The organism is Afipia sp. GW822-FHT03D08, from assembly GCF_058801645.1.
Window position 1 is genome coordinate 709,932 of the sequence record NZ_JBXANK010000003.1, and the last position, 25,002, is coordinate 734,933.

At 63.1% G+C, this 25,002-nt stretch carries 27 protein-coding genes and 1 tRNA gene; 7 read left to right on the forward strand and 21 right to left on the reverse strand.

Annotated elements, in window-relative coordinates; genetic code table 11:
• Nucleotides 1-7: 7 nt before the first annotated feature.
• The 6 genes from AC1RM7_RS22625 to ygfZ all read right to left on the reverse strand — a co-directional run bounded on the left by AC1RM7_RS22625 (nt 8) and on the right by ygfZ (nt 6,555).
• Nucleotides 8-2,689, reverse strand: coding sequence for a DUF2339 domain-containing protein (locus AC1RM7_RS22625; RefSeq protein ID WP_024919365.1), 2,682 nt, complete (start codon nt 2,687-2,689; stop codon nt 8-10).
• 86 nt (nt 2,690-2,775) lie between these two features.
• A complete protein-coding gene (locus AC1RM7_RS22630) occupies nt 2,776-3,759 on the reverse strand; it encodes an NUDIX hydrolase (protein WP_024919364.1) in 984 nt (327 codons plus the stop codon).
• Between the two features lie 95 nt (nt 3,760-3,854).
• Complete coding sequence (locus tag AC1RM7_RS22635; protein ID WP_006019053.1) at nt 3,855-4,361, reverse strand: tyrosine phosphatase family protein; 507 nt, start codon at nt 4,359-4,361, stop codon at nt 3,855-3,857.
• 78 nt (nt 4,362-4,439) lie between these two features.
• On the reverse strand, nt 4,440-5,057 hold the full coding sequence (locus AC1RM7_RS22640) for a YfbR-like 5'-deoxynucleotidase (protein ID WP_024919363.1): 618 nt from the start codon (nt 5,055-5,057) through the stop codon (nt 4,440-4,442).
• The gene (locus AC1RM7_RS22645; protein WP_024919362.1) at nt 5,054-5,677 is read right to left on the reverse strand and encodes a DNA-3-methyladenine glycosylase I; all 624 of its coding nucleotides are present in this window, start codon (nt 5,675-5,677) and stop codon (nt 5,054-5,056) included. The genes AC1RM7_RS22640 and AC1RM7_RS22645 overlap by 4 nt, the downstream gene beginning before the upstream one ends.
• A complete protein-coding gene (gene ygfZ, locus AC1RM7_RS22650; RefSeq protein ID WP_024919361.1) occupies nt 5,674-6,555 on the reverse strand; it encodes a CAF17-like 4Fe-4S cluster assembly/insertion protein YgfZ in 882 nt (293 codons plus the stop codon). Before ygfZ ends, AC1RM7_RS22645 begins: the two co-directional genes overlap by 4 nt.
• Nucleotides 6,556-6,716: 161 nt before the next feature.
• Between ygfZ and AC1RM7_RS22655 the strand changes: the two genes are divergently transcribed.
• Complete coding sequence (locus AC1RM7_RS22655) at nt 6,717-8,051, forward strand: dihydroorotase (RefSeq protein ID WP_024919360.1); 1,335 nt, start codon at nt 6,717-6,719, stop codon at nt 8,049-8,051.
• A gap of 85 nt (nt 8,052-8,136) precedes the next feature.
• Here AC1RM7_RS22655 and AC1RM7_RS22660 read toward each other — a convergent pair whose 3' ends face one another.
• The 9 genes from AC1RM7_RS22660 to AC1RM7_RS22700 all read right to left on the reverse strand — a co-directional run bounded on the left by AC1RM7_RS22660 (nt 8,137) and on the right by AC1RM7_RS22700 (nt 13,343).
• Nucleotides 8,137-8,940, reverse strand: a complete 804-nt coding sequence (locus AC1RM7_RS22660) for a transglutaminase-like domain-containing protein (RefSeq protein WP_024919359.1) — start codon at nt 8,938-8,940, stop codon at nt 8,137-8,139.
• Nucleotides 8,941-9,016: 76 nt separating this feature from the next.
• Entirely contained in the window at nt 9,017-9,745 is a 729-nt protein-coding gene (locus tag AC1RM7_RS22665) for a sensor histidine kinase (RefSeq protein WP_024919358.1), read from the reverse strand.
• 26 nt (nt 9,746-9,771) lie between these two features.
• Entirely contained in the window at nt 9,772-9,975 is a 204-nt protein-coding gene (locus tag AC1RM7_RS22670; RefSeq protein WP_024919357.1) for a hypothetical protein, read from the reverse strand.
• A gap of 84 nt (nt 9,976-10,059) precedes the next feature.
• Nucleotides 10,060-10,356 (reverse strand): hypothetical protein, encoded by a 297-nt coding sequence (locus AC1RM7_RS22675; protein ID WP_024576077.1) that lies wholly within the window; start codon nt 10,354-10,356, stop codon nt 10,060-10,062.
• Nucleotides 10,349-10,618, reverse strand: a complete 270-nt coding sequence (locus AC1RM7_RS22680) for a hypothetical protein (RefSeq protein ID WP_024919355.1) — start codon at nt 10,616-10,618, stop codon at nt 10,349-10,351. Before AC1RM7_RS22680 ends, AC1RM7_RS22675 begins: the two co-directional genes overlap by 8 nt.
• A 916-nt stretch (nt 10,619-11,534) precedes the next feature.
• Complete coding sequence (locus AC1RM7_RS22685; protein WP_006019063.1) at nt 11,535-11,801, reverse strand: hypothetical protein; 267 nt, start codon at nt 11,799-11,801, stop codon at nt 11,535-11,537.
• Between the two features lie 181 nt (nt 11,802-11,982).
• Nucleotides 11,983-12,360 (reverse strand): TIGR02301 family protein, encoded by a 378-nt coding sequence (locus AC1RM7_RS22690; RefSeq protein ID WP_024921904.1) that lies wholly within the window; start codon nt 12,358-12,360, stop codon nt 11,983-11,985.
• A 45-nt stretch (nt 12,361-12,405) separates the two neighbouring features.
• Nucleotides 12,406-12,834 (reverse strand): NUDIX hydrolase, encoded by a 429-nt coding sequence (locus AC1RM7_RS22695; RefSeq protein WP_024921903.1) that lies wholly within the window; start codon nt 12,832-12,834, stop codon nt 12,406-12,408.
• Nucleotides 12,835-12,836: 2 nt separating this feature from the next.
• Nucleotides 12,837-13,343 (reverse strand): hypothetical protein, encoded by a 507-nt coding sequence (locus AC1RM7_RS22700; RefSeq protein ID WP_024921902.1) that lies wholly within the window; start codon nt 13,341-13,343, stop codon nt 12,837-12,839.
• A gap of 121 nt (nt 13,344-13,464) precedes the next feature.
• Between AC1RM7_RS22700 and AC1RM7_RS22705 the strand changes: the two genes are divergently transcribed.
• Nucleotides 13,465-14,241, forward strand: coding sequence for an SOS response-associated peptidase (locus AC1RM7_RS22705; RefSeq protein ID WP_024921901.1), 777 nt, complete (start codon nt 13,465-13,467; stop codon nt 14,239-14,241).
• Here the strand turns inward: AC1RM7_RS22705 and AC1RM7_RS22710 are convergent.
• From AC1RM7_RS22710 to AC1RM7_RS22725, 4 genes are read right to left on the reverse strand one after another with little or no spacing between them, the layout of a single operon-like run.
• On the reverse strand, nt 14,192-14,860 hold the full coding sequence (locus AC1RM7_RS22710) for an NUDIX domain-containing protein (RefSeq protein ID WP_492839606.1): 669 nt from the start codon (nt 14,858-14,860) through the stop codon (nt 14,192-14,194). The genes AC1RM7_RS22705 and AC1RM7_RS22710 overlap by 50 nt on opposite strands.
• Nucleotides 14,861-14,893: 33 nt before the next feature.
• Nucleotides 14,894-15,355 carry a GNAT family acetyltransferase gene (locus AC1RM7_RS22715; protein WP_024921899.1) on the reverse strand — a complete coding sequence of 154 codons (462 nt, stop codon included), beginning with the start codon at nt 15,353-15,355 and terminating at the stop codon, nt 14,894-14,896.
• A complete protein-coding gene (locus AC1RM7_RS22720) occupies nt 15,352-16,779 on the reverse strand; it encodes an FAD-binding oxidoreductase (RefSeq protein WP_492839604.1) in 1,428 nt (475 codons plus the stop codon). Before AC1RM7_RS22720 ends, AC1RM7_RS22715 begins: the two co-directional genes overlap by 4 nt.
• Nucleotides 16,780-16,802: 23 nt before the next feature.
• On the reverse strand, nt 16,803-17,789 hold the full coding sequence (locus tag AC1RM7_RS22725) for an L-threonylcarbamoyladenylate synthase (RefSeq protein WP_024921897.1): 987 nt from the start codon (nt 17,787-17,789) through the stop codon (nt 16,803-16,805).
• A gap of 97 nt (nt 17,790-17,886) precedes the next feature.
• Here AC1RM7_RS22725 and AC1RM7_RS22730 point away from each other — a divergent pair.
• Nucleotides 17,887-17,963 (forward strand) — tRNA-Pro (locus tag AC1RM7_RS22730).
• A 67-nt stretch (nt 17,964-18,030) separates the two neighbouring features.
• On the opposite strand, the gene AC1RM7_RS22735 is transcribed toward AC1RM7_RS22730, so the two are convergent.
• A complete protein-coding gene (locus AC1RM7_RS22735) occupies nt 18,031-18,474 on the reverse strand; it encodes a DUF2147 domain-containing protein (RefSeq protein WP_024921896.1) in 444 nt (147 codons plus the stop codon).
• 279 nt (nt 18,475-18,753) lie between these two features.
• Here AC1RM7_RS22735 and AC1RM7_RS22740 point away from each other — a divergent pair, with 279 nt between their 5' ends.
• From AC1RM7_RS22740 to AC1RM7_RS22755, 4 genes are all read left to right on the forward strand, one after another.
• Nucleotides 18,754-20,481: a cation:proton antiporter gene (locus AC1RM7_RS22740; protein ID WP_024921895.1), complete on the forward strand. Its 1,728-nt coding sequence runs from the start codon at nt 18,754-18,756 to the stop codon at nt 20,479-20,481.
• Nucleotides 20,482-20,708: 227 nt separating this feature from the next.
• On the forward strand, nt 20,709-21,785 hold the full coding sequence (ribB, locus tag AC1RM7_RS22745; RefSeq protein ID WP_006019074.1) for a 3,4-dihydroxy-2-butanone-4-phosphate synthase: 1,077 nt from the start codon (nt 20,709-20,711) through the stop codon (nt 21,783-21,785).
• 96 nt (nt 21,786-21,881) lie between these two features.
• Nucleotides 21,882-23,096, forward strand: a complete 1,215-nt coding sequence (locus tag AC1RM7_RS22750) for an acyl-CoA dehydrogenase (RefSeq protein ID WP_006019075.1) — start codon at nt 21,882-21,884, stop codon at nt 23,094-23,096.
• A gap of 24 nt (nt 23,097-23,120) precedes the next feature.
• A complete protein-coding gene (locus AC1RM7_RS22755; RefSeq protein WP_006019076.1) occupies nt 23,121-24,050 on the forward strand; it encodes an MBL fold metallo-hydrolase in 930 nt (309 codons plus the stop codon).
• On the opposite strand, the gene AC1RM7_RS22760 is transcribed toward AC1RM7_RS22755, so the two are convergent.
• Nucleotides 24,023-24,871 (reverse strand): DUF1499 domain-containing protein, encoded by an 849-nt coding sequence (locus tag AC1RM7_RS22760; RefSeq protein WP_006019077.1) that lies wholly within the window; start codon nt 24,869-24,871, stop codon nt 24,023-24,025. The two genes, AC1RM7_RS22755 and AC1RM7_RS22760, sit on opposite strands and share 28 nt — an antisense overlap.
• Nucleotides 24,872-25,002: the final 131 nt, after the last annotated feature.

Sequence of the window (25,002 nt, forward strand, 5' to 3'; positions counted from 1 at the left end):
ATTCTGATCACGCCGCCGGGCTGCCTTCAGCCGGCGGCGTCTTCGTTTGCCGGAACAGGATGCGCTGGTACAGCCATCCGATCGCCACCAGCACGAGGCCCAGACCGATGAACGAGAACGCGCGGTAAGCGCCGGTCAGGTTCGACATGTCGATCAGGAACACCTTGAGCACGGTGAGGGCGATGATCACCGCCGACGCAAGGCGCGCACGCTGCGACGGCAGCAGGAGGCCGATGCCCAGCAGCACCACGCCGAACACCAGCCACGCCACCGAGTAGGTGTACTGCTCGGCGTCGAACGTGTCGCCGCTGTTGAGGTAGAGGCCATGATAGAGGTGCCGGATTTCCAGCGTGATCCAGGCCAGCGCAAGAACGAGCGAACCGGCTGCGATGGTGTTGGCATAGGGCGCGGCGCGGCGTCCCGCCACGGCATAGGACAGCAGCAGCGCGAGGATCGCCGGAAGCGCGTAGCCGAGGATCAGCGGGTTGATGAACGTACCTGCGATCTCGATCCTCCAGATCGCCGGATTGGCGATGAAGAACAGCCCGAACAGGATCGCGAGACCGGCGAACCATGTCAGCAGCAGCGCGCCCGCGTTGTGAATGACGCTCCTTGTCCGGATGCGAAGCCGCTCCAGTCCGATCGCCATCGCCAGTGCGACGCAGACTTGCAAGCCAATCTCGATCAGGTCCGAAGACCGGCTGTAGATGTTACCGCTGTTGATGTAGTGGCGGATCTCGGTGAAGGCGAGCAGCACCGTGAACAGGATCGCGGCGGCTTCCACGCCGCGCAGCGGGCCATCGTCACCGCGGCGGCGCAGGAAGTAAGAGCCGAGCCAGAATGAGGCTGCCGGAATGCCGTAGCCGAGCAGCAGCCAGTTGAAGATTGGCGTGGTGCCGAGGTCATCACCCACGATGCGCGGCTCGTGGCCGATCCGCAGCACCACGATGCCTGCCAAAATTGCCGCGAGCGCACGCAGGAATGGGATCGGCCGTTTCATGGAGATCCAGGCGGTGCCGAGCGACATCAGCGCGAGCGCGATGGTGAGCCAGCCTTTTTCCAGCGCGAACGTAAACGCCAGCGCCAGCGCGGCGAGCGTGCCGGTGGCGAACATCGCGGTTGCGATCATCTGGCCGGGACGCGTATCGCGCTTGGTCAGGAGTTCGGTCGCCGCGGCGAATGCGCCGGCGACCGCAATGGCGATGATCGCGAACGGGATCGAACGATCCAGATGCGCGATGCGCGCGTAAAGCGCGACCAGCAGTGCCAGCGGTGTGAACACGCCGGCCGCCGCCCAGATCACCGGAATGATCGCGCTGAAGGAACGGCCCTGCGCGAGGAAACCCGCCGCGCCAAACGCCGCGCCGAAACCGGCCGCCGCGATGAGATGCATGCTGATCGAGCCTTCGTCGGCGCGCGTGCCGATGCCGGGCATTGCGCCGCCGGGCATCACGGTGAGTTCTGGATTGGCGCGGATCGCCCATTCGGCGAACACGGCGAAGACGAACAATGCAGCCGCAACGATTGCGCCGGCGGCGCTCTCCGCACGCCAGGCGATGGCGAAGGTTGCTGCAACCAGCAATGCGAACACGATCATCGCCGCATCGGCGTGATTGTGGCCGAGCACCAGCGCCGTGGCGCCGAACAGGAACACCGCGAGCGAGATCGATGAAACAGGCTCGACCTGGCCTTGCTCCGCCGACGGGCCGAACATGAACCCGGCGACCACCAGAACCGCAGCCAGCGCGAAGCTCGCAATCATGTCGAACGCATGCGGGCCCAGCGTGTTGGCTTCGGCAATGCCAACCAGCATCCAGAAAGCGCCAAACGCGATGGTGGTGACGGCGAGCCAGCGCCACAGGCGAATGCGTGCAAGGCCGAAGGCGGCTGCAGTGACGATAGAGATATAGATATAGAGCGCCCAGTAGTCCGGCTTGTCCGATGCCACCAGCAGCGGCGTCACGAATGCGCCGACCACGCCGAGGCCCGCAAGCGCCGGACCATGCAAGAGCGCAGCGGCAAGTGTGCCGAGCGCGACCGCGCCGAGCAGCACGAAGGCGACAGGCGGTGCGAGAAAACCGTAGAGCGCGTAGGATGCATAAACGGTGGCGAATGCGACCGCCGTTCCGGCGGCGGTCAGGATCGCCGGGATGTTGGCAATCGGCAGCGGTGCGATCGACGACAGGCTCTCCTTGCGCCGTGCGAACTCACCGACGGCGAGCAGGCCGAGCGCGAACAGGCCGCCGAGCAGCACACGCACCTCGGGGCCCAGCAGTCCGGCTTCGATGGAATACTTGACCAGGAAGACGCCGCCGAGCGCGAGCGTCAGTCCGCCGACCCAGACCACCCAGCGGGTGCCGATGCGCTCCTCGAAGCCGGGGCCGCTCGATGCAGCCGGTGCGGCAGGCATTTCGGGAATGTCGCGGTCCGCAGTCTCCCGATAGCGCGATCCGGCAGGCGGCAGCGGCGGCGGTGTTGACGCAGTCCGCTCGGCTGATTCAGGCGCTGCCGTTTCGGGCGCGATCGGCGGAGCGATCGGAGCATCCGTTCTTGTTGTCGATGGACGCGCGCCGCCCGCGAGCGAGGCTTCGAGCAGGGACAGCCGCGCCTCCAGTGCCTTCGAGCGCATGGTCACGTTGCGGGCAATGCCGATCGCGATAAGAGCAAGGACAAGCGCAATAAATTCCATCGATCCTCCTTGCGCGATCCGCCTCAGCGAGGGCTTTCGGATCACGCGAAAAATTCAAAGCAGCCCCGAACAACCGGGCCTTAAATTCAGCGTCGTCCCCGTACCCGCAATCCGGGCGCGGGCCGTTCCTGCAAGACTTCGCGGCGAAAACGAAACAGCGCCGCCGGGCGTCCGCCGGTCTGGGTCGACATTTCGCCGGTCGGTTCGACCAGCGCACCGGCCTCCACCAGACGGCGGAAATTCTGCTTGTGCAAATGACGCCCCGAGATCGCCTCAACGGTGCGCTGCAAGTCCGTTAGTGTGAACTCCGAGGGAAGAAGTTCAAACACCACCGGGCGATATTTCAGCTTGGCGCGCAGCCTCGCGATGGCGGTGGCGAGAATCCGGCGGTGGTCGAACCGCATCGGCGAGCCGAGCGCCGGCAGTGTCTTGCGCGCCAGTGCGGCGGGACGCCCGTCGCGGCGGGATTCCTCGATCAGCCCGGCCTCATAGAGCAGTTCATAACGGTCGAGCACGCGCTCTTCGTCCCACTGCGCACCGTGTGTACCGAAGTAAAGCCGGACGCGGTCGCCGCGCGCCAGTGCACGTGCGGTATCCGGCTTTTCGGATTGCGCCGCCCAGTCTTCCAGCGCCGGGAGAATCTCTTTCTCGATCATTGCCGGGCGCTCGTCGCGCCAGTCCTCCCACGGAAAATAGCGATACCACGGCTTGAATGTCGCGCCCGCCACCTGCGGCTTCGAGGTGCTGTCCGCGGCGCGGGTCAGCGCGAGATAGCCGACCGAGGCGACATGCGCGTCCGTGTCGCTGCGCTGGGCATGACGGCCGCGATCGCCGAAGGTGTAAAGCTGTTCGACATAGCCGAGTCGCAGGCCGGTCTGCTCTTCCACCCATGAGCGCAGGCCGATTTCCAGCGTGCGATGAGCGACCGCGTCGAACGGCCCGAACGGCAGGCCCTCGAGTTCGTCGCCGTCGCTGCCGGAGGCCGTCAGGATCGACGGCTCGTTGCCGTCGATCGACACGATGGCCGCCGTCAGTCCGATCTCGATCGGTGTAAGGATTTTATCGGTCATGATGCAAAAGCCCCGTCATTGCGAGGAGCGTAGCGACGAAGCAATCCAGCTTTCAGTTGCTCTGGATTGCTTCGCTTCGCTCGCAATGACGGATCTCATTCAATCTCCACCCGGAACGGCCGCCCCTCGATGGTCATGTTGCCCGGACCCATGGCGTCGAGCGCGCGGACCATGCGCCCATTACGCCCCAGCACCTCGTCCGCCAGCGTGACGATCAGGCGGTTGGGATAGGCGCTCGGCGATGCCGAGCGAATCTGCCGTGCGATGGAGGTCTCGTCCCGATGCGGATTGAGCGCGCAGGCCGCCATGAATGCGCTCGCGGTAGAGCGGCTGATCCCGGCATAGCAATGGATTACCATCGGCGCGGTGCGATCCCACTTGCGGATGAAGGTCAGCGCCTGTTCGACATGCTCATGCGACGGCGCGGTGAATCCCTGCGCCGGTTCGATGATGTCGTCCATCTGGATGCGCAGGTGATTGGCCTCCGGCACCGATACCGGACGCACCACCTGTGCGACATTGGCCATCACGGTCAGGATGTGTTGGGCGCCGGTGGCTTCGACGGTGGCGGGCAGGGCGGCGAGCGAGCAGACGTGAATCATGGCGGTCCTTATGTTCCGCACGAGTATATGCCTGCTGTCTTCGCCCGTCATGCTGCACGGCAAACATGCCGTGGATGATTATGACAAAAGCGCCTTGAATCGCGCGAGAAACTGCTTTTCGGCGCGCCCGGCCGACCATGGTGTCACATAGTCTTTTTCGGTCGCCGCAGGCAGCCTGGGATCGCGGCCGAACAGACGCCTCGCTTCGGCCTGCGCGAAGCCGGCAAGATGCGTCGCCTCAAGATAGGCCGCGCCCATGTCGGCGGACTTGATCTGCTGCTCGATCTCGGCGGGCAGCACCGCAGGAAGGCCGAAGCGGATGTGGATCGCCGACAGGAGCCGTTTCTCGACGACTTTATACGAGCCTCCGATCACCGCCTTGAACGGCGAAATCATGTCGCCGATCACGTATTCCGGCGCGTCGTGCAGCATCGCCGCGAGGCGAATGCGATGATCGACGCGCGGGGTCTGCTGGCGCAGCACGGCCTCGACCAGCAGCGTGTGCTGTGCGACCGAGAAGATATGCGCGCCGTGGGTCTGTCCGTTCCAGCGCGCCACGCGCGCGAGGCCGTGAGCAATGTCCTCGATCTCGATGTCGAGCGGCGAGGGATCGAGCAGGTCGAGGCGGCGGCCCGACAGCATGCGCTGCCAGGCGCGCGATGCTGGTTTGGATGGCGATGATTTCTTCGTGGTCATTTTGATTTTACGCGCACAGGCTTCTTCAGCTTGCTGCACGTTTCATGGCAATGGCAGGTCACGAGATGGTCGTTGACCATGCCGGTGGCCTGCATGAAGGCGTAGACGATGGTCGGCCCGACGAACTTGAAACCGCGCGCGACGAGTTCCTTCGACATCTTGGTCGAGACCGGCGTCGCGGCGGGCACCGACGCCGTGGTCTTGAAGTTGTTGACCTTCGGCTTGCCGTCCATGAAATCCCAGAGGAAGGCGGAAAAGCCGGGGCCCTCTTCCATGATCTTCAGATACGCCTTGGCGCTGTTGACGGTGCCTTCGATCTTGGCGCGGTTGCGCACGATCCCCGCATCGTTCATCAGCGCGGCGACCTTCTTGTCGCTGTAGCGCACGATTTTCGCCGGCTCGAAATCGTCGAAGGCTTTTCGGAAATTGTCGCGCTTGCGCAGGATCGTGATCCACGACAGCCCGGCCTGAAATCCGTCGAGGATCAGTTTCTCGAACAGCGCGCGGTCGTCGTATTCCGGCACGCCCCATTCGGTGTCGTGATAGGCCATGTAGAGCGGGTCTTCACCCGGCCACGGGCAGCGCACCAGCCCATCGTCATGCAGGCGCGCGCTTCTCATGCGGAGGCCTGCTTCGGTGTGGCCTTCACGTCATCGGGCGAAACCAGACTGATCGGGAGCCCGCCTGCGGTGAGCGGCAGTCCGGCCTCAAGTGCATCGGCAACGCGGTCGGTTCGCAGCAGCGCGAGGCCGACGCCGTTCGCCGACGAACCCATGGTGCCGACGGCCTTGTCGCCCGCGGTCACCGGCAATCCGATTTCCGGCACCGAGCCGCCCAGCCGCACGCGGACGGTGCGCGTGCGCGCGGTGCCGCGATGCTGCATGCGGGAGACGACCTCCTGGCCGACATAGCAGCCCTTGTCGAAATCGACGCCGTGCAGGCGGTCCATGTTGGTCTCGTGCGGGAAGGCGTCGCCATAGATGAAGTCCACGCCGCCGCGCGGCGCGCCGCAGGCAATGCGGTGGGCCTCATAGGCCTCGCTGTCGGTCACGTCCGCGCCGATCGCGGCTGCGGTCTCATCGACCAGATCGTCCGGCACGAAGATGCGCCAGCCGAGCTGCGGATCGCGCGGGTCTTCAAACGCAAGATCGGGTGTCGTTGCCGGAGCACCGCCCCAGACCGCCATCACGCCGAGCTGCGAGGACAGGTTGTCGACCGTGACTTTCTTCCGCAGCTTGTAGAATCCGAGTTTGGTGGCGAAGGCCTGCGCGAGCGCCAATGGCACGTCGAACACGAAGCCGCCGCCATGGGCCTCCGGCGCCTCGGTGACGAGAAAATCCACGATGATCTTGCCCTGCGGCGTCAGCAGCGCGCCGAACCGGCCCACACCGGGCCGCACCAGTTCCACATTGGTGGTTATCAGCCCGTCGAGGAATGCCCTCGCATCTTCGCCGCTGACTTTGACAACGCCGCGATCCGGCAGAAACGCTGCTTTCATAAGGTTTTCTCGGGATTCTCAAGTTCTGTGGGACAATTCGCCCGCTGGTTGTTACATCGCAACGTAAGGCGCTAAGGTGCGGACAACAAGGCCCGCGCCGCCGTGCGACCACAGCATTGAACGCGTAAAATCCGGCCCCAAAATCAGACGAGTTTCGAGCATTGACCCAGACATTTGATGTGATTCTAAAATCCGGCACCGTGGTCAACCAGGACGGCGAGGGGGTCCGCGACATCGGCATCTCCGCCGGGCGGATCGCGGAAATCGGATCGCTCGGCGCTGCCAGCGCGGGCGAGGTGATCGACTGCAAGGGGCTGCACATCCTGCCCGGCGTCATGGACACGCAGGTGCATTTCCGCGAACCGGGCCTGACCCACAAGGAAGATCTGGAAACCGGATCGCGCGGCGCGGTGCTGGGCGGCGTCACCGCCGTGTTCGAGATGCCGAACACCAATCCGCTGACCGTGACCGAGGAAGCCTTCACCGCCAAGGTGAAGGCCGGGCATCACCGGATGCATTGCGACTTCGCCTTCTTCATCGGCGGCACCCGCGACAACGTCAATCATCTGCCCGATCTTGAACGCGCGCCGGGCTGCGCCGGCGTCAAGGTCTTCATCGGCTCCTCGACCGGCTCGCTGCTGGTGGAGGACGATGACAGCCTGCGCCGCATCTTCAAGGTGATCCGCCGCCGCGCGGCATTTCACGCCGAGGACGAGTACCGCCTCAACGACCGCAAGCATCTGCGCATCGAGGGCGATCCGCGCTCGCATCCGGTGTGGCGCGACGAGGACGCGGCGCTGATCGCGACGCAGCGCCTCGTGAACCTCGCGCGCGAGACCGGCAAGCGCATCCATGTGCTGCACATCTCGACCAAGCAGGAAATCGAGTATTTGCGCGACCACAAGGACGTCGCCTCCTGCGAGGCGACGCCGCATCATCTGACCCTCGCCGGTCCCGAGGCCTATGAGCGGCTCGGCACCAAGGCGCAGATGAACCCGCCGGTGCGTGATACCAGCCACCGCGACGGCATCTGGCGCGGCATCGAGCAGGGCATTGTCGATGTGCTCGGCTCCGATCACGCGCCGCATACGCTGGAAGAAAAGGACAAGGTCTATCCGGCTTCGCCGTCCGGCATGACCGGCGTGCAGACGCTAGTGCCGATCATGCTCGATCATGTCAACGCGGGACGGTTGTCGCTTGCGCGCTTTGTCGATCTCACCAGCGCCGGCCCGGCGCGGCTGTTCAACATCGCCTGCAAGGGCCGGATCGCCGCCGGCTACGACGCCGACTTCACCATCGTGGACATGAAGCGCGAGGAAACCATTACCGACAAGTGGATCGCCTCGCGCGCGGGCTGGACGCCGTATGACGGGGTGAAGGTCAAGGGCTGGCCGGTCGGCACCTTCGTGCGCGGCAAGCGCGTGATGTGGCAGGGCGAGGTCGCAACCCCGTCGACCGGCGAAACGGTGCGGTTTCTGGAGACGCTGAAGGCGTGATCTGAAGAGCGACCGAACAACGCCCCGGCAGCGATGCCGGGGTTTTTGTTTTTGCGAAATCCATCAATCAGGATCGCAAAGGCCCTCACGCGACCTCGTCGGTCCAGACCTTGAAGCTGATCAGTTCATTCGGCCCGAATGTCTGCGTGATCGGAACGTCGGAGGCGTCGCGGCCTTGCGCGATCAGCACACGGCCGATGCGCGGCACGTTGTTGCGCGGATCGAACATGTGCCAGTGGCCGCCGATATAGGCCTCGAACCAGCCGGCGAAATCTCCCAACCACGGTTTCGGCGTGCCGATGTCGCTGAGATAGCCGGTGCAGTAGCGCGCCGGAATATTCATGCAGCGGCAGAGCGCGATGGCGAGATGCGCGTAGTCGCGGCACACGCCCTTGCCTTCGTTGTAAACCTCGAATGCCGTCATGGTGGCCCGCGCATGCTCGTAGCCGAATTTGATGCGGTGATGGACGAAATCGCAGATCGCCTGAACGCGCGCCCAGCCCGGTGCGGTGTTTTCAAACTGCTTCCACGCAATGTCCGACAGGCGATCCGTCTCGCAGTACCGGCTGCCCAGCAGATAGACCAGCGTGTCCGGCGGCAGATCCTCCACCGCATGCTGGATCGCCGATGGGACGGCGACATCCGGCACGCCGCTGTCGCGGACCAGTCCGTCGGCGAAAAGCCGAACCCGTCCCGGCGGCGCGACCATGCGGCTGCACCAGTTGCCGAACATGTCGCGATAGGGCGTGATCGGCACCGGCGGGGTCGTGGTGAGAAAATCGGGGGTGATGACATCCGACGCGCGCGTGAAGTGCGTGCCCAGCACCATGATCATCGGCGTGGCCTGCGGAAAATCGTAGATCATCTCGTAGCCGACGCGAATCCTGATTCCAGTCACGTGTTTCCAATCGTGGGTGTGTGTGAAGGTCATCCCGGCATCGATGCCGGGCCTGTTGTTTGAGGTGTTAAACCAGTGCGATCACCGGCTCCTGCAACGACGTGACCGGAATATTGACGTGGCAAACGAGACCGGCCGGATCGAAGATCAGCCGTGCTTCGCCCTGAAGCTGGCCGGGCAGCGCCTGCTCGATGAACCGGCTGCCGAAATTCTTCTGCTTCGGTTCGGTCACCGCCGGCCCGCCGCTTTCCTTCCATTCGAGGGTGAAGCGTTCCGCCTCGGCATCGACCGACCATGTTATCGAGACGCGGCCGTCCGGCACCGACAGCGCGCCGTATTTCAGCGCGTTGGTGCAGAGCTCGTGGATCACCATCGACAGTCCGACGGCAGGTCCCGATGATACGGCGACGTTCTCCCCGGTGATCGTGAACTGCGCCAGCCCCTCGGTCTGGAACGCGAGGATTGCGTTTTCGATCAGCGAGCGGCAGCCCGCGCCGGTCCAGCTCTCGCGAATGAGAAGATCGTGGGAGACGCCGAGCGCCGCCAGACGGCTGGCGATGGTCTTGGCCGCCGCCTCGACGCTGGTGGCTTCGCGCAGGCTTTGCGAGGCGATCGCCGAGGCAATCGCCAGCATGTTCTTCACCCGGTGATGAAGCTCACCGATCAGGACGGTCTGAAGTTTCGCGGCGACAACATGGGCATGAGCTTCGACACCTGCCTGGATGAGCAGTTGCCGAAGCTGGTCGTTTTCGTCCTCGACGTCGCGTAGCGGGGCGAGATGCCGCTCAGTGCTCATGAATTATCCCGTGTTTCGGCGGCGCCTTATGATTTGCGCTTTGCCACAGGCGGCGGGGGCGGATTCAGTTCCGCGATCTTGAGCAAGGCGTCGGCATGGGTGGCATGGGGACCGGTGACGAACGTCCCGCTCATCTTGGTGGTGTACCATCCCGAAACGACGCCAAGCCGAAGCGCCTCTTCCGGTTTGACGTGCCGCGACGACAGCTCTTTCGTTGTCATATCAAGCATGCATAGTCCTCCCGTTCCCGCCGAACGTCGCAATGAGTTTCAGGATCAATCGTTCGCGGAAAACAATCGAGGTGGAAAACGTAGTCAGCTTTCGCTGTCGAGCCGCGCGAAATCCTTGAGGACCGAGGCGACCAGATCGCGGTGGTGCGTATCGTGCACACCCAGCGTTGCGTAATAGAGATTCAGAATGTAACGCGCCTTCGCAGCCGCTTCGGGCCACGATGTTGCATCCGTGTCGAGCAACTCCGTTTCGATCTGAAGCTGCCGCTCGCGCAGGACTGCTGCGTGGCTCTCGGCGTCGGCGAGAATGCGCCGCAGTCCCGTCGCTTTCTGCGCTGCCATTCCGCGCCGGGAATCGAGATCGACGGGATCGTCAGACATTTGGCACCACCGCGTCCCGATGCTGCGCGTCGGCAAGATCGACCGAACCGATGGCGATCATTTCCATCGAGTGATGATGCGGCGGCGCGCCCGGCACCATGATCATGGTGGCGATGCGCCGAAAGCTCGGAAAGGACAGGCCTTCGATCATTTCCTCGTCGGTCACGATCTCGTAAGCGCCAGCCGGAAGCAGGCGTTCAATGCCCTTGATGCGCGCCGGATGTTTGAAGGTGACCGTCTCCCGCCGCGTTCTCGTGATCATGAGAAGCGCTCCGCGGCAACCTGATGGTGTGGCATGAGTTGACTGTGCGCCTTTCCGGCGCGGATAGCTATCGGTTTATTGCCTGCGAACAGATGAACGCGTTCATGTTGTCGCGCATTCCTGCAATATTTCGTGATGGGGATACAAATCCCCGCGCTCGGAACCTCACTTATGTTCGCCATGTCCCGCCCCGTCATGAGGGGCGTTTCGCGATCGTCACGATACGCGGGGCGGGATGCGGTGGCGCGGCAGCGTCAGGCCGGAGCGAGGGTCGTGGGGCGCAAGCCCGGATCGCGCGCACGCACCCGCAAGGGCGTGCGCAACATCCGGAGGCGTGTGAGCGATGCAAGCGACGGCAGACGAACCACGCTGTGCGCGCCGGCCCAAGTCGTGTGGTCCCGACGCCCGAAGCTGGCGTCAGTCCGGCAGAGAGCCGCTTCCAACCGGAGGCGGAAACCCTCAGCAGGGATGCGGTGACGTAGCATCGTCCACCGGGGAGAGCACGAAGCAGGCCGGAGCCCCACCGCGTGCGGAACGCCGGATGCAAACGGCGTGACCGTGGCGACTACGCTCGTGTGCTTTCTCACTTTTGCACACGGGGCTGCGGATGCGCTCGCGCATCCGGCGTTCCGCGCGCCCTCATTGAAGGGCGAAGCGATGAAAGAACTTCGGGCGCCCCCGCGCCGTCATAACAACAGGGGTGATGGCGCGTGGCTGTTTGAAATTTGAATAGGAACAAGGGCGCGAGCCCTTCAACACCACCGATGTCGTCCCCGCGAAGGCGGGGACCCATAGCCACTGGATTTGGGGTGACGAAGAAAGGCTTGATCTGTTTTCGCGACAGGATCGATAGCGCGGGGAGTATGGGTCCCCGCCTTCGCGGGGACGACGTGGAGAGGGTCGCGCGCGATGCGTCTTACTGCTTGAACTCGACCACCGAAAATTCGCCGCTGCGGATGCGGCCGGCGAGACCTTCGACGAACTTCGCCACCGCGTCTTCGCCATAGGTGCTGACGAGTTCAGCGAAGGCGGCGAACAGGCTGGCCTGCGCGAGGCAATCGCCGTCGACGCCGTCGTGACGCGCTTCCGCCCAGGCTTCGTTGAGGTAATTCAGCGCCGCCCGCTTCTGGTCCTGATCGGGCGAAAATCCGTGAACGGGCGTCCAATAGGAAGGATGCGACATGAAATCAATTTGCCTGTGGAACGCGTCCGGGCGGACTGCACGTTGAAACTGCACAGAGCATTAGCATGCAGGGCGGAGCCCGCGAGCCGGTTCTTTAGGAAAGGTTAACGGCGCGAATTCAAGTTATCGCGTTATTTCCGGCATTCCCGTTCGGGCCGGGGAAAGCTGTCCACCGGAAATTTCAGTTGGCGTAGCGCGCCGTGAGATCCCGCGAGATTTTCGAGCCTTCGTCGAGGTAGCGGCGGATGGCGACATTCGCGGCCGGCGTGCAGGAGCGGTAGGTTTGCTGGAACCCGTTATAGCCGCGGTTGAAGCTCGCGATCATCCGGCTGCGGCGGTCGCCGGACGGGGTCTCGGCATCGACCAGCGCCTGCATTTCGGCGCGCCACTTCTGGCCTTCGTTGGTGCCGCAGATTCCGCGCAGGTAATGCAGGGCGCCGAGGATTTCGGCCAGCCGCTGGAGGTCGCCGTCGAACGGGGCGGCCGCGTCCTGAGCCCGGACCGGAACCGGACCGGCCAGTGCCGCCACCAGGAAAATTGCGAAAATCCGCTTCAGCATAAGGGCCGCATATGCCCGTTCAACGGGCCGGAAGCAAGGCAGAGACTAAAGGCCCATGATGGCGCAGGCGGAGCGGATCGTCTCGTCCAGTCCCTGGGTGACCCGCAGGCCGTGGACCGCCTCGCGCGGGGACAGCCATTTGGCATCGTCCAGTTCGTCATTGAGGGCGATCTCGTTGGCGACCCAGCGGGCAGCGAACGGCAGGACGACAAAATGGCCGTGGCCGCCGGTCCGTGGGGGGAGGGCCTCACGATAGCCGATCAGGCCGACGATCTCGATCTTGAGCCCGGTTTCCTCGCGGACCTCGCGGGCCAGCGCCTCATGCAGGCTTTCACCGAATTCCACCCGGCCGCCGGGGAAGGTGTAGACGCCCTTGGCCGGCTCGCGGGCGCGGCGGACCAGCAAAATCTTGCCGTCACGGAAAATCCCGGCGCTGACGGCGAGCTGCGGGCCGGTATGGGAAAAGCCGGTCACGGTCAGCGGTTCATGATCTGGTCGATGTCATCGGCGTCGCTGCTGCTGCCGTTGATCATGGAGCCTGCCAGGGTGACGAGCGGTTTGACCCAGCCCGCGGCCTGCTCGGCGAGGATGGTGCGGGTGTCGTCATGCCGGACCCGGCGCATGGCGTCGCCGACCGTGGTCAGGATCGAGGTCATGGTCGCGGTGATGTTGTCGAACTCGGCGCGGACGGCCGGGTCGCTGGAATCATAGGCGCTGATGGCAAGGTCGCGGGCCTTGAAATTCGAGGCGGCGAAATGCTCGCGATAGCTCATCGGCTGCCAGCCGAGAAAGTCCTCGAAACATTCCGGAATGTCGGGGATCATTTCGAGCAGCATGATCGCTTCGTTGAAATGGTTCAGATAATCTGTAGCGAGCCCGGTGCGGGGATTGATGTTGGCGTCGCGCAGCCGCTGGGCGCGGGCGGCCATGTCATCGGCCAACTGGGCGTCTGAGGGGCCGCACTCGTCGTCAGCGGGGGACATTGCGTGCAGGGCGGAATTCGACATCGTGATGGATGTTTGGGCATCGCAGGTTAAAGGTGGCTGAACAAGTTTTGCTTATGTGTCATTTTCCAGCGCTGAGGCTTTATTTTCGAGTCTTTTTATGTGCGGGCGATACCTGATTACATCATCCCCCGAGGCGCTGCGCCGGCTGTTCGGCTATGGCGAGCAGCCGAATTTTCCGCCCCGGTATAACGTTGCTCCGACCCAGCCGGTGCCGGTGGTGATCCTCGAAAACGGTGTCCGCCAGTTCCGGCTGATGCGCTGGGGTTTTCTGCCGTCATGGGTCAAGGACCCGCGCAAGTTCGCGCTCGTCATCAATGCGCGCGCCGAAACCGTTTTGGAGAAGCCGTCGTTCCGCAATGCCATCCGGCGGCGGCGGTGCATTCTTCCGGCAGATGGCTATTACGAGTGGAAGACATCCCCCACGCGCAAGCGGCCGCATCTCATCCGGCGGCGAGATGGCGCGCCGATCGGTTTTGCCGGCGTGGCCGAAACATGGATGGGTCCGAACGGCGAGGAGGTCGACACCGTGGCCATCGTGACGGCTCCCGCGGCCCCGGAGATGGCGGCGCTGCACGATCGCGTTCCGGTGACGATCGAGCCGCGGGACTTCGATCGCTGGCTCGACGGCGGCGAGATCGATCTTGAACCCGCGCTGGAATTGCTGGTCGCGCCGCGGGCGGGGACTTTCGTCTGGCACGAGGTGTCAACCGCAGTGAACCGCGTCGACAATGACAGCGCGGACCTGATCCTGCCGTGCAGCGAAGAGGACATCGCCATCGCCGAGGCTGCGAGCCGCAAGCAACCCAAAGAGCCGCAAAGAAAGATTAAGGTCTCTGCGCCCGAAGAGGACAACGGGCAGGGCTCTTTGTTTTAGAGTCTCGCTGGTCTAGGGCTGTTTCGCGGCTGTTATGTCGGGGAAAAATGTTCAGCGCCGCGTATTGCAGCAGCATGATGGTCTTGGCGTCGGCAATGCGGCCGTCCGCGATCATCGCGAGCGCCTCGGCGACCGGTAGTTCCAGCGTCTCGATATCTTCGCCTTCGTGGGCAAGGCCGCCGCCGCTTCCGATCTTCATGTCGGGCTGATATTCGGCGATGAAGAAATGGAGTTTTTCGGTGACCGCGCCCGGACTGGTGAAGGCTTCGAAGATTTTCTTGATGGGGCCAAGGCGATAGCCGATCTCTTCTTCCGCTTCGGACCGGATACGCGCTTCGGGCTCGGCATCGTCCAGCGAACCAGCAGGCGCTTCGATCAGCAGTCCATCGTATCCGTTGGCATAGGTTGGATAGCGGAACTGTCGGATCAGGATCACGGTCTGCTGCGCACGGTTGTAAGGGAGTATCGTCACGCCGTCGCCGCGATCGAAGGTTTCGCGATGCTGTGTTTGCCATTCGCCGCTGGAGCGCCGCCAGTCGAAGGTTGTCGAACGTAGTTTGTATTTGTTGTCCGAGAGAACGCGGATGTCTTTGATGCGAATGCGGTCGCTCACGCTCATGCAGTTACCTTCAGGACCTGTCGGAAGTTGCTGTCAGGGCGTCATCGGGCGGCCATCGAGCCACTTTGCATAGACGACACGCTCCTGCTGATCGTAATCAAGCGTCTCGTAAAATGCTTGTACACGGGTGTTGTCTGCACGAACCAGCAGTTGGAGTTTCTCGATGCCACGATCGCGCAACCAGTCTTCCGCCGAGGCCATGATCGCGCGCCCGTATCCCTTGTTGTGGTGATCGGGGTCCACGGCGACATAATAGACCCAGCCGCGATGTCCATCGTGTCCGACCATGACGGTTGCAACGATGGTGTTTCCGTCGCGGCCGACGAGTACCTCCGAATTGGTCTTGCCGCGCGCACGTGCAATGTCTGCCTGCTGTTCGTTCCATGGTCGCGTCAGTTCGCACCGTTCCCACAATGCGACGATGGCAGCGACGTCGGTGTCCTCGGCGGTGTCGACCGCCAGATTGCTCTTTGGCGCGGTCGATGCGTCGGTCACAGCACCTTGCCCGGGTTGAGAATATTGAGCGGATCGAGCAGATGCTTGATCGACCGCATAATGTCGAGGGCAACGGGGTCTTTGACATTCGGGAGTTCGTCGCGCTTCAGCACGCCGATGCCGTGCTCGGCGGAAATCGATCCGCCATGCTTTGCGACGACTGCATGCACCACGTCGTTCATGTCGTGCCAGCGCGCGAGATAGTCCGCCATGTCAGCTCCGATCGGCTGGCTGACATTGTAGTGGATGTTGCCGTCGCCAAGATGACCGAATGCAAACGGCCGGGCGCCGGGAATGAGTTTGGTCACGGCGGCGTCGGCTTCGCGCAGAAAATCCGGCACGGCGGCGACGGGGACGGAAATATCGTGCTTGATCGAACCGCCTTCGGGCTTCTGCGCCGGTGAAATGACTTCGCGCAGCTTCCAGAAAGCCGCGCGCTGGTCGAGATTGGCGGCGATCACGGCGTCGTTGACGATGCCGTCCTCCATGCCTTTGCCCAGGATCGCCTCGATGGTGTCGCGGGCGTCGTCCCGCGGCGAGGAGATTTCCATCAGAACGTACCAGGGGTGACGGCCGGACAGCGGCGCGCGGATCGATGGGCCGTGCTTCACGGTGAAGTCGATGGCGATCTGCGGGATCAGTTCGAAGCTGGTCAGGCTTCCGGCGGCGATGTTGCGCGACATGTCGAGCAATGTGAGCGCATCCTCCGGGGATGCGATGGCAGCGAAGGCCGTTTCGACGGAGCGCGGCTTCGGAAACATCTTCAGCGTCGCGGCGGTAATGATGCCGAGCGTGCCTTCTGCGCCGATGAAGAGATCGCGGAGCTCGTAGCCGGTGTTGTCCTTCTTCAGGCTCGACAGACCATGCATGATGCGGCCATCGGCGAGCACGACTTCAAGCCCGAGCACGAGATCGCGCGCAACCCCGTAAGCCAGTGCGGCGATGCCGCCGGCATTGGTGGAGAGATTGCCGCCGATGGTGCAGCTTCCCTCCGCGCCGAGCGACAGCGGAAACAGCCGGTCGGCATCGGTGGCGCGCTGCTGCGCATTGGCGAGGATCACACCGGCTTCGACAGTCATGGCGTTGGATTGCGTATCGACGGCACGGATCTTGTCGAGACGCCGTGTCGAGATCACCACTTCGCCGTTGTGCGGCGTCTGGCCGCCGACGAGACCCGTATTGCCGCCCTGCGGCACCAGCGCGGTTCTCGTCTCGGTGGCGAGCTTGCAGATCGCGGAGACTTCCGCGGTCGAGCCCGGACGAAGTACCAGCGGTGAGTGGCCCTGAAACAGACCTCGTTCTTCGGTGAGATAAGGGGCGGCGTCGTGCGGATCGGTCACCGCATACTTCTCGCCAACGATCGCGGCAAAGCGCGCCAGCAACTCGGGCGACAGAACGGTGGGCGGTGGCTGCACGATATTCATGTCGTTATCAAAGTCCTGATCTGTCAGCTTCTTGGAACGGCGGCGCGTTGCAGGCGATCGTTGATGGCTTCGCCGAGACCCTCATTGGGCACTGCCATGACCGCGATGGCACGGGACCCGCGCGCATCGAGTTCGCGAAGATAACCGAAAAGATTCGCGGCGGCCTCCACCAGATCGCCGGCTTCCGACAAATTCATGACGCTGGCCCGTTCGGAGCCGGGAATCATGCGCGGCCCGAATGCCAGCAGTGCTTCTCCAGCTTCCAGCCGGTGCGCATTGAGCCGCAAGGGGGTGTGCGGCGCGTAGTGCGAAGCCAGCATGCCCGGCGCCAGCGGAAGCGCCTCGGCTGAATTATTCTCCTCCGGCACGCGCGCGAGCTTTTCGCCCAGGACGCGTTCGATGTCCTCACGGGGAAGTCCGCCGGGCCGCAACAGCAGGGGCGTCTCGAAGCAGCCGACGATGGTGGATTCGACGCCGACCGAGACAGGCCCTCCGTCGACGATGAGATCGATGCGGCCGGAAAGATCGCCGAAGACATGCTCCGCCGTCGTCGGCGAGACGTGTCCGGAGATATTGGCAGACGGCGCAACGATGGGCTTGCCGAAAGCCCGCAAAATCTCATGAGCGACCGGATGGGCGGGGACCCGAACCGCAATCGTCTCAAGCCCGGCGGTGGCGAGATCGGACACCGGACATCCCGGAGCTTTCGGAAGCACCAGTGTCAGCGGTCCCGGCCAGAAGGTTTCCGCGAGACGCAAACTCCTGTCATCGAAGCGTGCAATGCGCCTGGCGGCCTGCAAATCACCGACATGGGCGATGAGAGGATTGAACGAGGGGCGTCCCTTCGCCTCGTAAAGCCGGGCGACGGCGCGGGCATTGGTGGCGTCCGCGCCCAGTCCGTAGACTGTCTCGGTCGGAAACGCGACAAGTCCGCCGCTCTCAAGGCAGCGCGCAGCAGTGTCCGCTGCGCCGGAAGCGGGAAGAATTGCCGTTTTCAAACCAAGTTTCATCGCATGAGCCGCGCCATCGTGGCGTTTGTTGAGGGATTTGATCCCTTATACAGCTTCTTGCGGTCCGCGAGAGCCGACGCTATACCGGCGCCCATGTCGGAGTGTGGCTCAGCCCGGTAGAGCACTGCGTTCGGGACGCAGGGGTCGCAGGTTCAAATCCTGCCACTCCGACCATAACTCTCAGAAAAATCAGCTATTTTTCCCCTGTGAGGCCCTCGGCGGTCGAAGATCGCCCGCGCCGTCAGCGTCCGCTGACCCGGGTCCAGTTTTCGCCGCCGCAGATGGCGCCGACGCAACCCTCGACGCGCAAGGTTCTAGGCCCCATCAACAAGACCTTGCTGTCGTATACCTTGCCGTCATCGCCATTGTAGATGCGACCGGCCCACGTGCCGGGGCCGCTGGGTGTCATTCCGATGAAGAGCTGCACGCCGACCATGGGCCGCGATGCCAAAGCAGGATCGGGATTTTTGTCGTCGGTCTGCGGCTTCCCGGTTGCAGGATCGATTGCCTCGCGCAGCCAGGCGACCTTTCCGCACAGAGCCCGTCCACACTGGGTGACCTGAATCCGTGCGTCGCCCTTTTCCGTAAGCCAAAGACCCAGCGGAGATCCTTCGTCGGCTCTGGCGGCGCTCAAGCCACCCAACAAAACAACCAGCGCCAAAATGAGATTCAATTTCGAATTCATGACCAACCTGTACTGCTCCGAAGCCCCCGGCGCGGAGCGAACCTATACAGGCCGATCCGTTATTCAAGCCGCGGAACCATTCTGACCGGCGTGTTTTTGGCGATTGTCACATCGCAGACACCATCCGTCAGTTTTCGCGCCGGGCTGCGGCGAACTGTCGTCATTGATGCGTCCGAGATGGCGTAAATCGCGCCATGGATATTGCTTTCACGGCGGTCTTTGGTCCTTATACAGAAGCCTGATTCAGGCTTCTATTATTGCTGCCAGCCGGTTGAGGGCATGCACGAACTTATTCGCGATATTACCTTTTCGATCCTGTTTGCCTGGGTGCTGGGCCTTGCCGGTCATTTTTTCCGGCAACCCCTGATTCTCGCGTATCTGGTCGCCGGATTCGTCATCGGCCCTTACGGCATGGGCTGGGTCAAGTCGCAGGAATCGATCAGCACGATCTCCGAACTCGGCCTGATCTTCATGCTGTTCATGATCGGGCTGGAAATCGATCTGAAGAAGATCATCAGGGCCGGTCGCGTTATCCTGTTCGCCGCCGGCGGTCAGTTGATCGGCGCCTGTGTGCTGGGCGTGGCGTTTTTCCTCGCCATTGGTCTGTCACTGGGCGCGGGCAAGTTCGACGCGCTTTACCTGACAGTCGCCTGTGCGCTGTCGAGCACCGTCATCATCGTCAAGGTGCTCTACGAGAAGCGGGAACTGGATACGCTGCCGGGCCGCATCACGCTCGGCGTCCTGGTGCTCCAGGACATTTTCGCGATCCTGTTTCTCGCGGTGCAGCCCAGCCTCGCCGATTTGCAGATCAGTATTGTCCTGCTCTCGATCGGCCGCGTCGGGCTGCTGGTGGCGACCGCGATGATCCTCAGCCGGTTCGTCCTGCCGAAGATCTTTCACCAGATCGCGCGCAGCCCCGAACTGGTCATGCTCGGTGCGCTGGCATGGTGCTTTCTGATCGGCGAAGTCGCCGAACGCCTGCATCTGTCGCGCGAGATGGGATCGCTCGTGGCGGGCGTGTCGCTCTCGACGTTTCCCTATGCGCTCGATGTCACGGCGAAGGTCACCACGCTGCGGGACTTCTTCATCACGCTGTTCTTCGTGGCGCTCGGCATGACAATTCCGATTCCGAATTCGTCCACCATCTGGCTGGCGCTGGTCATTGCGGCGTTCACGGTGGTCAGCCGCATCCTCACGACATTCCTGCCGCTCTACTTCATGAAGCAAGGGTTGCGCGCCAGTCTTTTGCCGGCACTCAATCTTGCGCAGATCAGCGAATTCTCGCTCGTGATTATCCAGACCGGTATTGTGGCGGGACACATCACAGCCCAAACATCCAGTGCCGCGTCGTTCGCGTTCGTGATCCTCGCGGTGCTTTCGACCTTTGTGATCATGCGCAGCGACCCGATCACCCGGTGGGCCATCGGTGCGTTGAAAAGAATTGGATTTCGGGATCTCGACCAGGCCCATATCGCCGATGCCGATCACGAGGGCGGACACGGCACGGCGCGGCGCATCGTCATTCTCGGTTTCTTCCGGGCGGCGAGCGCGCTGCTCAGCGAAATCGAGCGGAAGAATGCCTCCCTGCTTGAGCAGATCAGCGTCGTCGACTTCAATCCGAACGTGTTTCGCACGCTCACGGCGCGCGGCATTCATGTCATCTACGGCGACATCAGCAACATCGACACGCTGCTGCATGCCGGTGTCGGCAAGGCCGAGATTATCATTCTCAGCGTGCCGGACTCGCTGCTGAAGGGCGCCAATAACGAGAAGCTGGTCCGCCACGTCCGCTCGATGAATCCCAATGCGAAGATCATTTCGACGGCGGACCTGCTGGCAGACGTGTCCGATATTTATGCGGCGGGCGCGGACTACGTCACCGTGACCCGCCTCACCGATGCAGCGGAACTCTACAGGGTCATTGATGCCGCCGATCAGGGCCTGCTGGAGGAAAAGCGCGCCGAGATGGACGACCTTCTGAGCGAGCGCCGCGAAGTCCTGCCCTGAGGCTTCGGCGGCAGTTCTCCGGAGCGCGTTCCGCCGTGCGGAAGCTTCGCGCGTTTAAAACCGCGAAATCCGTTCCCTCTGGACCTCTTGCCCGGATTTGGCAGGGGCATATCTCTTGTTTGAAGCCGTCAAAGGCCAGTGGATGACGGCCATGTGGACGGGACAGTTGCGCGGGCCCGCGCCCTGCGCCATACGATCTGCACCCCTTTTGAGAGCAAGAGCGCGTTATGGCCCATCCTATCCCTGAAGTTTTGAAGGCGTTTGCCGCGGGCGAAATCGTTGTGGTGACCGACGACGATGACCGTGAAGGCGAGGGCGATCTGATCGTCGCCGCCACGCTTTGCACGGCGGAGAAGATGGCCTTCATCATCCGCCACACCTCGGGCATCGTCTGCGCCCCGATCACGGCCGATAACGCCCGCCGGCTTCGGCTCGATCCGATGGTCGCCCATAACGACTCCAACCACACCACCGCGTTCACGGTGTCGATTGACTACAAGCCCGGCATGACCACCGGCATTTCGGCGGAAGAGCGCACGGTCTGCTGCCGGGCACTCGCCAATCCCAATGCGGGCGCCAGCGATTTCGCGCGCCCCGGCCATATCTTTCCGCTGATCGCGCGCGATGGCGGCGTCCTGCTGCGCTCGGGTCATACCGAAGCGGCGGTCGATCTCTGCAAGTTGTGCGATCTGCCGCCGGTCGGCGTCATCAGCGAGCTGATGAACGACGACGGCACGGTGATGAAGGGCGAGCAGGTCGTGAAGTTCGCGGCCCAGCACAACCTCAAGCATGTCACCATCGCTGACATGATCTCGTACCGGCAGGCGCGCGAGAAGCTGATCGAGCGGGTCTCGACCTTCACCGTCGACAGCCCGATCGGGCAATTGGATGGCTATGCGTACCGTTCGCCGTTCGATCCGGTCTATCATGTCGCTTTCGTCTACAAGGGTGTCGGCAACGGCCAGAACGTGCTGGCGCGTTTCCACAAGCCTAATATCGTGAAGGACATCTTCTTCGGGTCGGGCCGGATTCTCGCGGCACTGGAGCACTTCAAGAAGAACGGCAGCGGCGTGCTGGTCTATCTGCGCGATGGTGCAGCGGGTGTGCCTGTTGCTCCGATCGCTGACGATCATTCGGCGGAGGCTGACCGTCATCGGCAGTGGCGTGAAGTCGGCGTCGGCGCGCAAATCCTGCGCGATCTCGGCGTGACGTCGATCCGGCATCTCACCTCATCGGCGCACGACTACAAAGGTCTCTCGGGATTTGGCATCGAAATCATCGCCAATGAGCCATTTGAGAGCTAGGTGCTCGCGCGCGGGAACAGGTTTTGAGCTTGCAACCTGACGCCGACGATTTATCGTGATTTCACAGCAGCAGTCTAAAGCTGAAAGGATTTTGTCATGAGTGCCCGCCCGCAGACCAAGGACAAGCCAGCCAAGGCGACATTCCAGTGGGACGATCCGTTCCTGCTCGACGAGCAGTTGACCGAAGACGAGCGCATGATCCGCGACACCGCGCGCGCTTACGCCCAGGACAAGCTGCTGCCGCGCGTCACGCAGGCGTATGCCGAAGAGAAGACCGATCGCGAAATCTTCAACGAGATGGGTGAGCTCGGCCTGATCGGTGTCACGCTGCCGGAAGAATACGGCTGCGCCAATGCGAGCTACGTGGCTTATGGCCTGGTCGCGCGCGAGATCGAGCGAGTCGATTCCGGCTACCGCTCCATGAACAGCGTGCAGTCGTCGCTGGTGATGTATCCGATCTACGCCTATGGCGACGAGACCCAGCGCAAGAAATACCTGCCCAAGCTTGCCACCGGCGAGTGGGTCGGCTGCTTCGGTTTGACCGAACCCGATGCCGGTTCCGATCCCGACGGCATGAAGACCCGGGCCGAGAAGGTCGCGGACGGCTATCGCCTGACCGGCTCGAAGATGTGGATATCCAACGCCCCGATCGCTGACGTGTTCGTGGTGTGGGCGAAATCCGCCGCGCACGACAATAAGGTCCGTGGCTTCATTCTCGAGAAGGGCATGAAAGGTCTGTCAGCGCCGAAGATCGGCGGCAAGCTGAGCTTGCGCGCCTCGATCACCGGTGAAATCGTGATGGACGGCGTCGTGGTTCCGGAAAGCGCGCTGCTGCCGAACGTTACGGGTCTGGCAGGTCCGTTCGGTTGCCTCAACCGCGCCCGCTACGGCATTTCGTGGGGCGCCATGGGCGCTGCGGAAGACTGCTTCCAGCGCGCGCGCCAGTACACGCTCGACCGCAAGCAGTTCGGCCGGCCGCTCGCGGCGACGCAGCTTGTGCAGAAGAAGCTTGCCGACATGGAAACTGAAATCGCGCTCGGCCTTCAGGGTTCGCTGCGCGTCGGCCGCCTGATGGATGAAGGCAAGATGGCGCCCGAGATGATCTCGATCATGAAGCGCAACAACTGCGGCAAGGCGCTCGACATCGCCCGCGTTGCCCGTGACATGCATGGCGGCAACGGTATCTCGAGCGAATACCATGTGATGCGTCACGCGCAGAACCTCGAGACCGTGAACACCTACGAGGGCACCCACGACGTTCACGCCCTCATTCTCGGCCGCGCCATTACCGGCATTCAGGCGTTTTCGTAACGCCTTGCCAGGCGAGGGCTGAATTTGAGCGATAACGAAGACATTCCGTTCAATCGGGATTTCCCGCTTGCCCCTGGCGTTGTGGACGAGGTCGTCCCCGGCGTTCGGCGGGTGTTGTGCAACAATCCGAGCCCGTTCACGTTCACCGGAACGGTGAGCTACATCGTCGGCAAGGGCAACGTCGCCATTATCGATCCGGGTCCCGCCGATGAAGCCCACATCCAGGCGTTGCTCGACGCGGTGCGCGGCGAGACCGTGACTCATATTTTTCTTACCCATACCCACAAGGATCATTCGCCGGGCACACCGCGCCTCAAGGCCGCGACGGGCGCGACGGTTTATGCCGAAGGGCCGCATCGTGCTTCGCGTCCGCGTCATGGCAGCGAACTTGCGCCGACCGAATCCGGGGCGGACTATGAGTTTCGCCCCGACGTGATCCTGAAGGACGGAGAGAGCGTCACCGGTGACGGCTGGCAGCTTGAAGCTGTTGCCACGCCGGGACACACGGCCAACCACATGGCTTTCGCGTGGGCCGAGCGCAAACTGATGTTTGTCGGCGATCACGTCATGGGCTGGTCGACCTCGATCGTCGCGCCGCCCGACGGATCCATGGTCGATTACATGGCCTCGCTCGAACGGCTGACCCGCCGCGGCGAGCAGCTCTATTTCTCCGGCCACGGCCCGGAAATCCCCGACGCGGTACGGTATGTGAAGTTTCTGATCCGCCACCGCAAGGCGCGTGAAGACTCGATCCTGTATCGGCTGGCCAAGGGCGAAGCGGATATCCCGACCATTGTTCGCGCGAGCTATATCGGTATCGATCCGCGGCTGATCGGCGCGGCGGGTTATTCGGTGCTGGCGCACCTTGAGGATCTGGTTGCGCGCAATGTGGTTGCGACCGACGGTGATCCCACCATCGACGGCACCTATCGCTTGGTCGCGCCCTTGGCTTGAGGCTTGGCCGGCGTGATCAGCTTCTTCACCGGTTGGGCGGTGTCGACGGCATCATTCAATTCTTCTGCGAACTTGGTGATGCGCGCCGCGTTGGAGCCGAGATCGTGCTCGAAATAGCGCGACGATGAGCGCATATCGACCCGGGCACTGTCGCCGTCCGGTGTGATGCGGATCGCGACATCCTCGCGGAAACCCATGATCGGCGTACGCGCGACCGCCTCGATCCGGCCGATCCGCTGTGGCGGCAGTGGCGGGCGTTCGTCGATGATCAGCCACTTGTGCCGGTTCACCAGGCGCAGGGCCATCTCGTAAGCCTTCTGGGCCGGGACATCGATGCTGATAGGCTCGACATCGGGGTAGGCGGTACGCTGCTGTTCGGCTGAATAGAGGCCTGCATAGACGGCGGGGTTCGCGCCATCGCCGGCGCGCAGCCGCGCCAGTGCCTCGAACCGGGGCGGATCGATCGGATCGGTGGTGATGTCGTGAATCGCAGGCAGCGTTCGGTACTGGAATGCGAGATAGGCCGGGTAGGCGAGGATCGCGGCGTCGATCAGAAAAGCCAGCAGAATGCGGCTCATGCCGCGCGAGCCGTTCTGCCAGATCGCCGCGAAGGCGGCGAGACCAACCAGGATTGAGAGGCCAGCACAGGCGAGCGCGCCGAAAAGGGTCGTTAGCGCCGGTTTGAAATCGAGGACACCGAACCTGACGATAACCACAGCAACGACTGATGCGAGCAGCGAAAACACCGCGAGGCGCCGCGACCACGACGCGAGGGCGGAGATCGGCTCCATCTGGTAAGCGGCGGCAATCCGGCGGGCCATGCCTCGAATCCGTGTCTGCGTGGTCTGAAAGGGTGCGCCGGTGACCTAGCCCATTTTCAGGGCTGGTGGGAAGCAGGTTTGGGAACCGGATAGGAAAATGCCCGGCGCGAGGCCGGGCATTTGGAACCTTT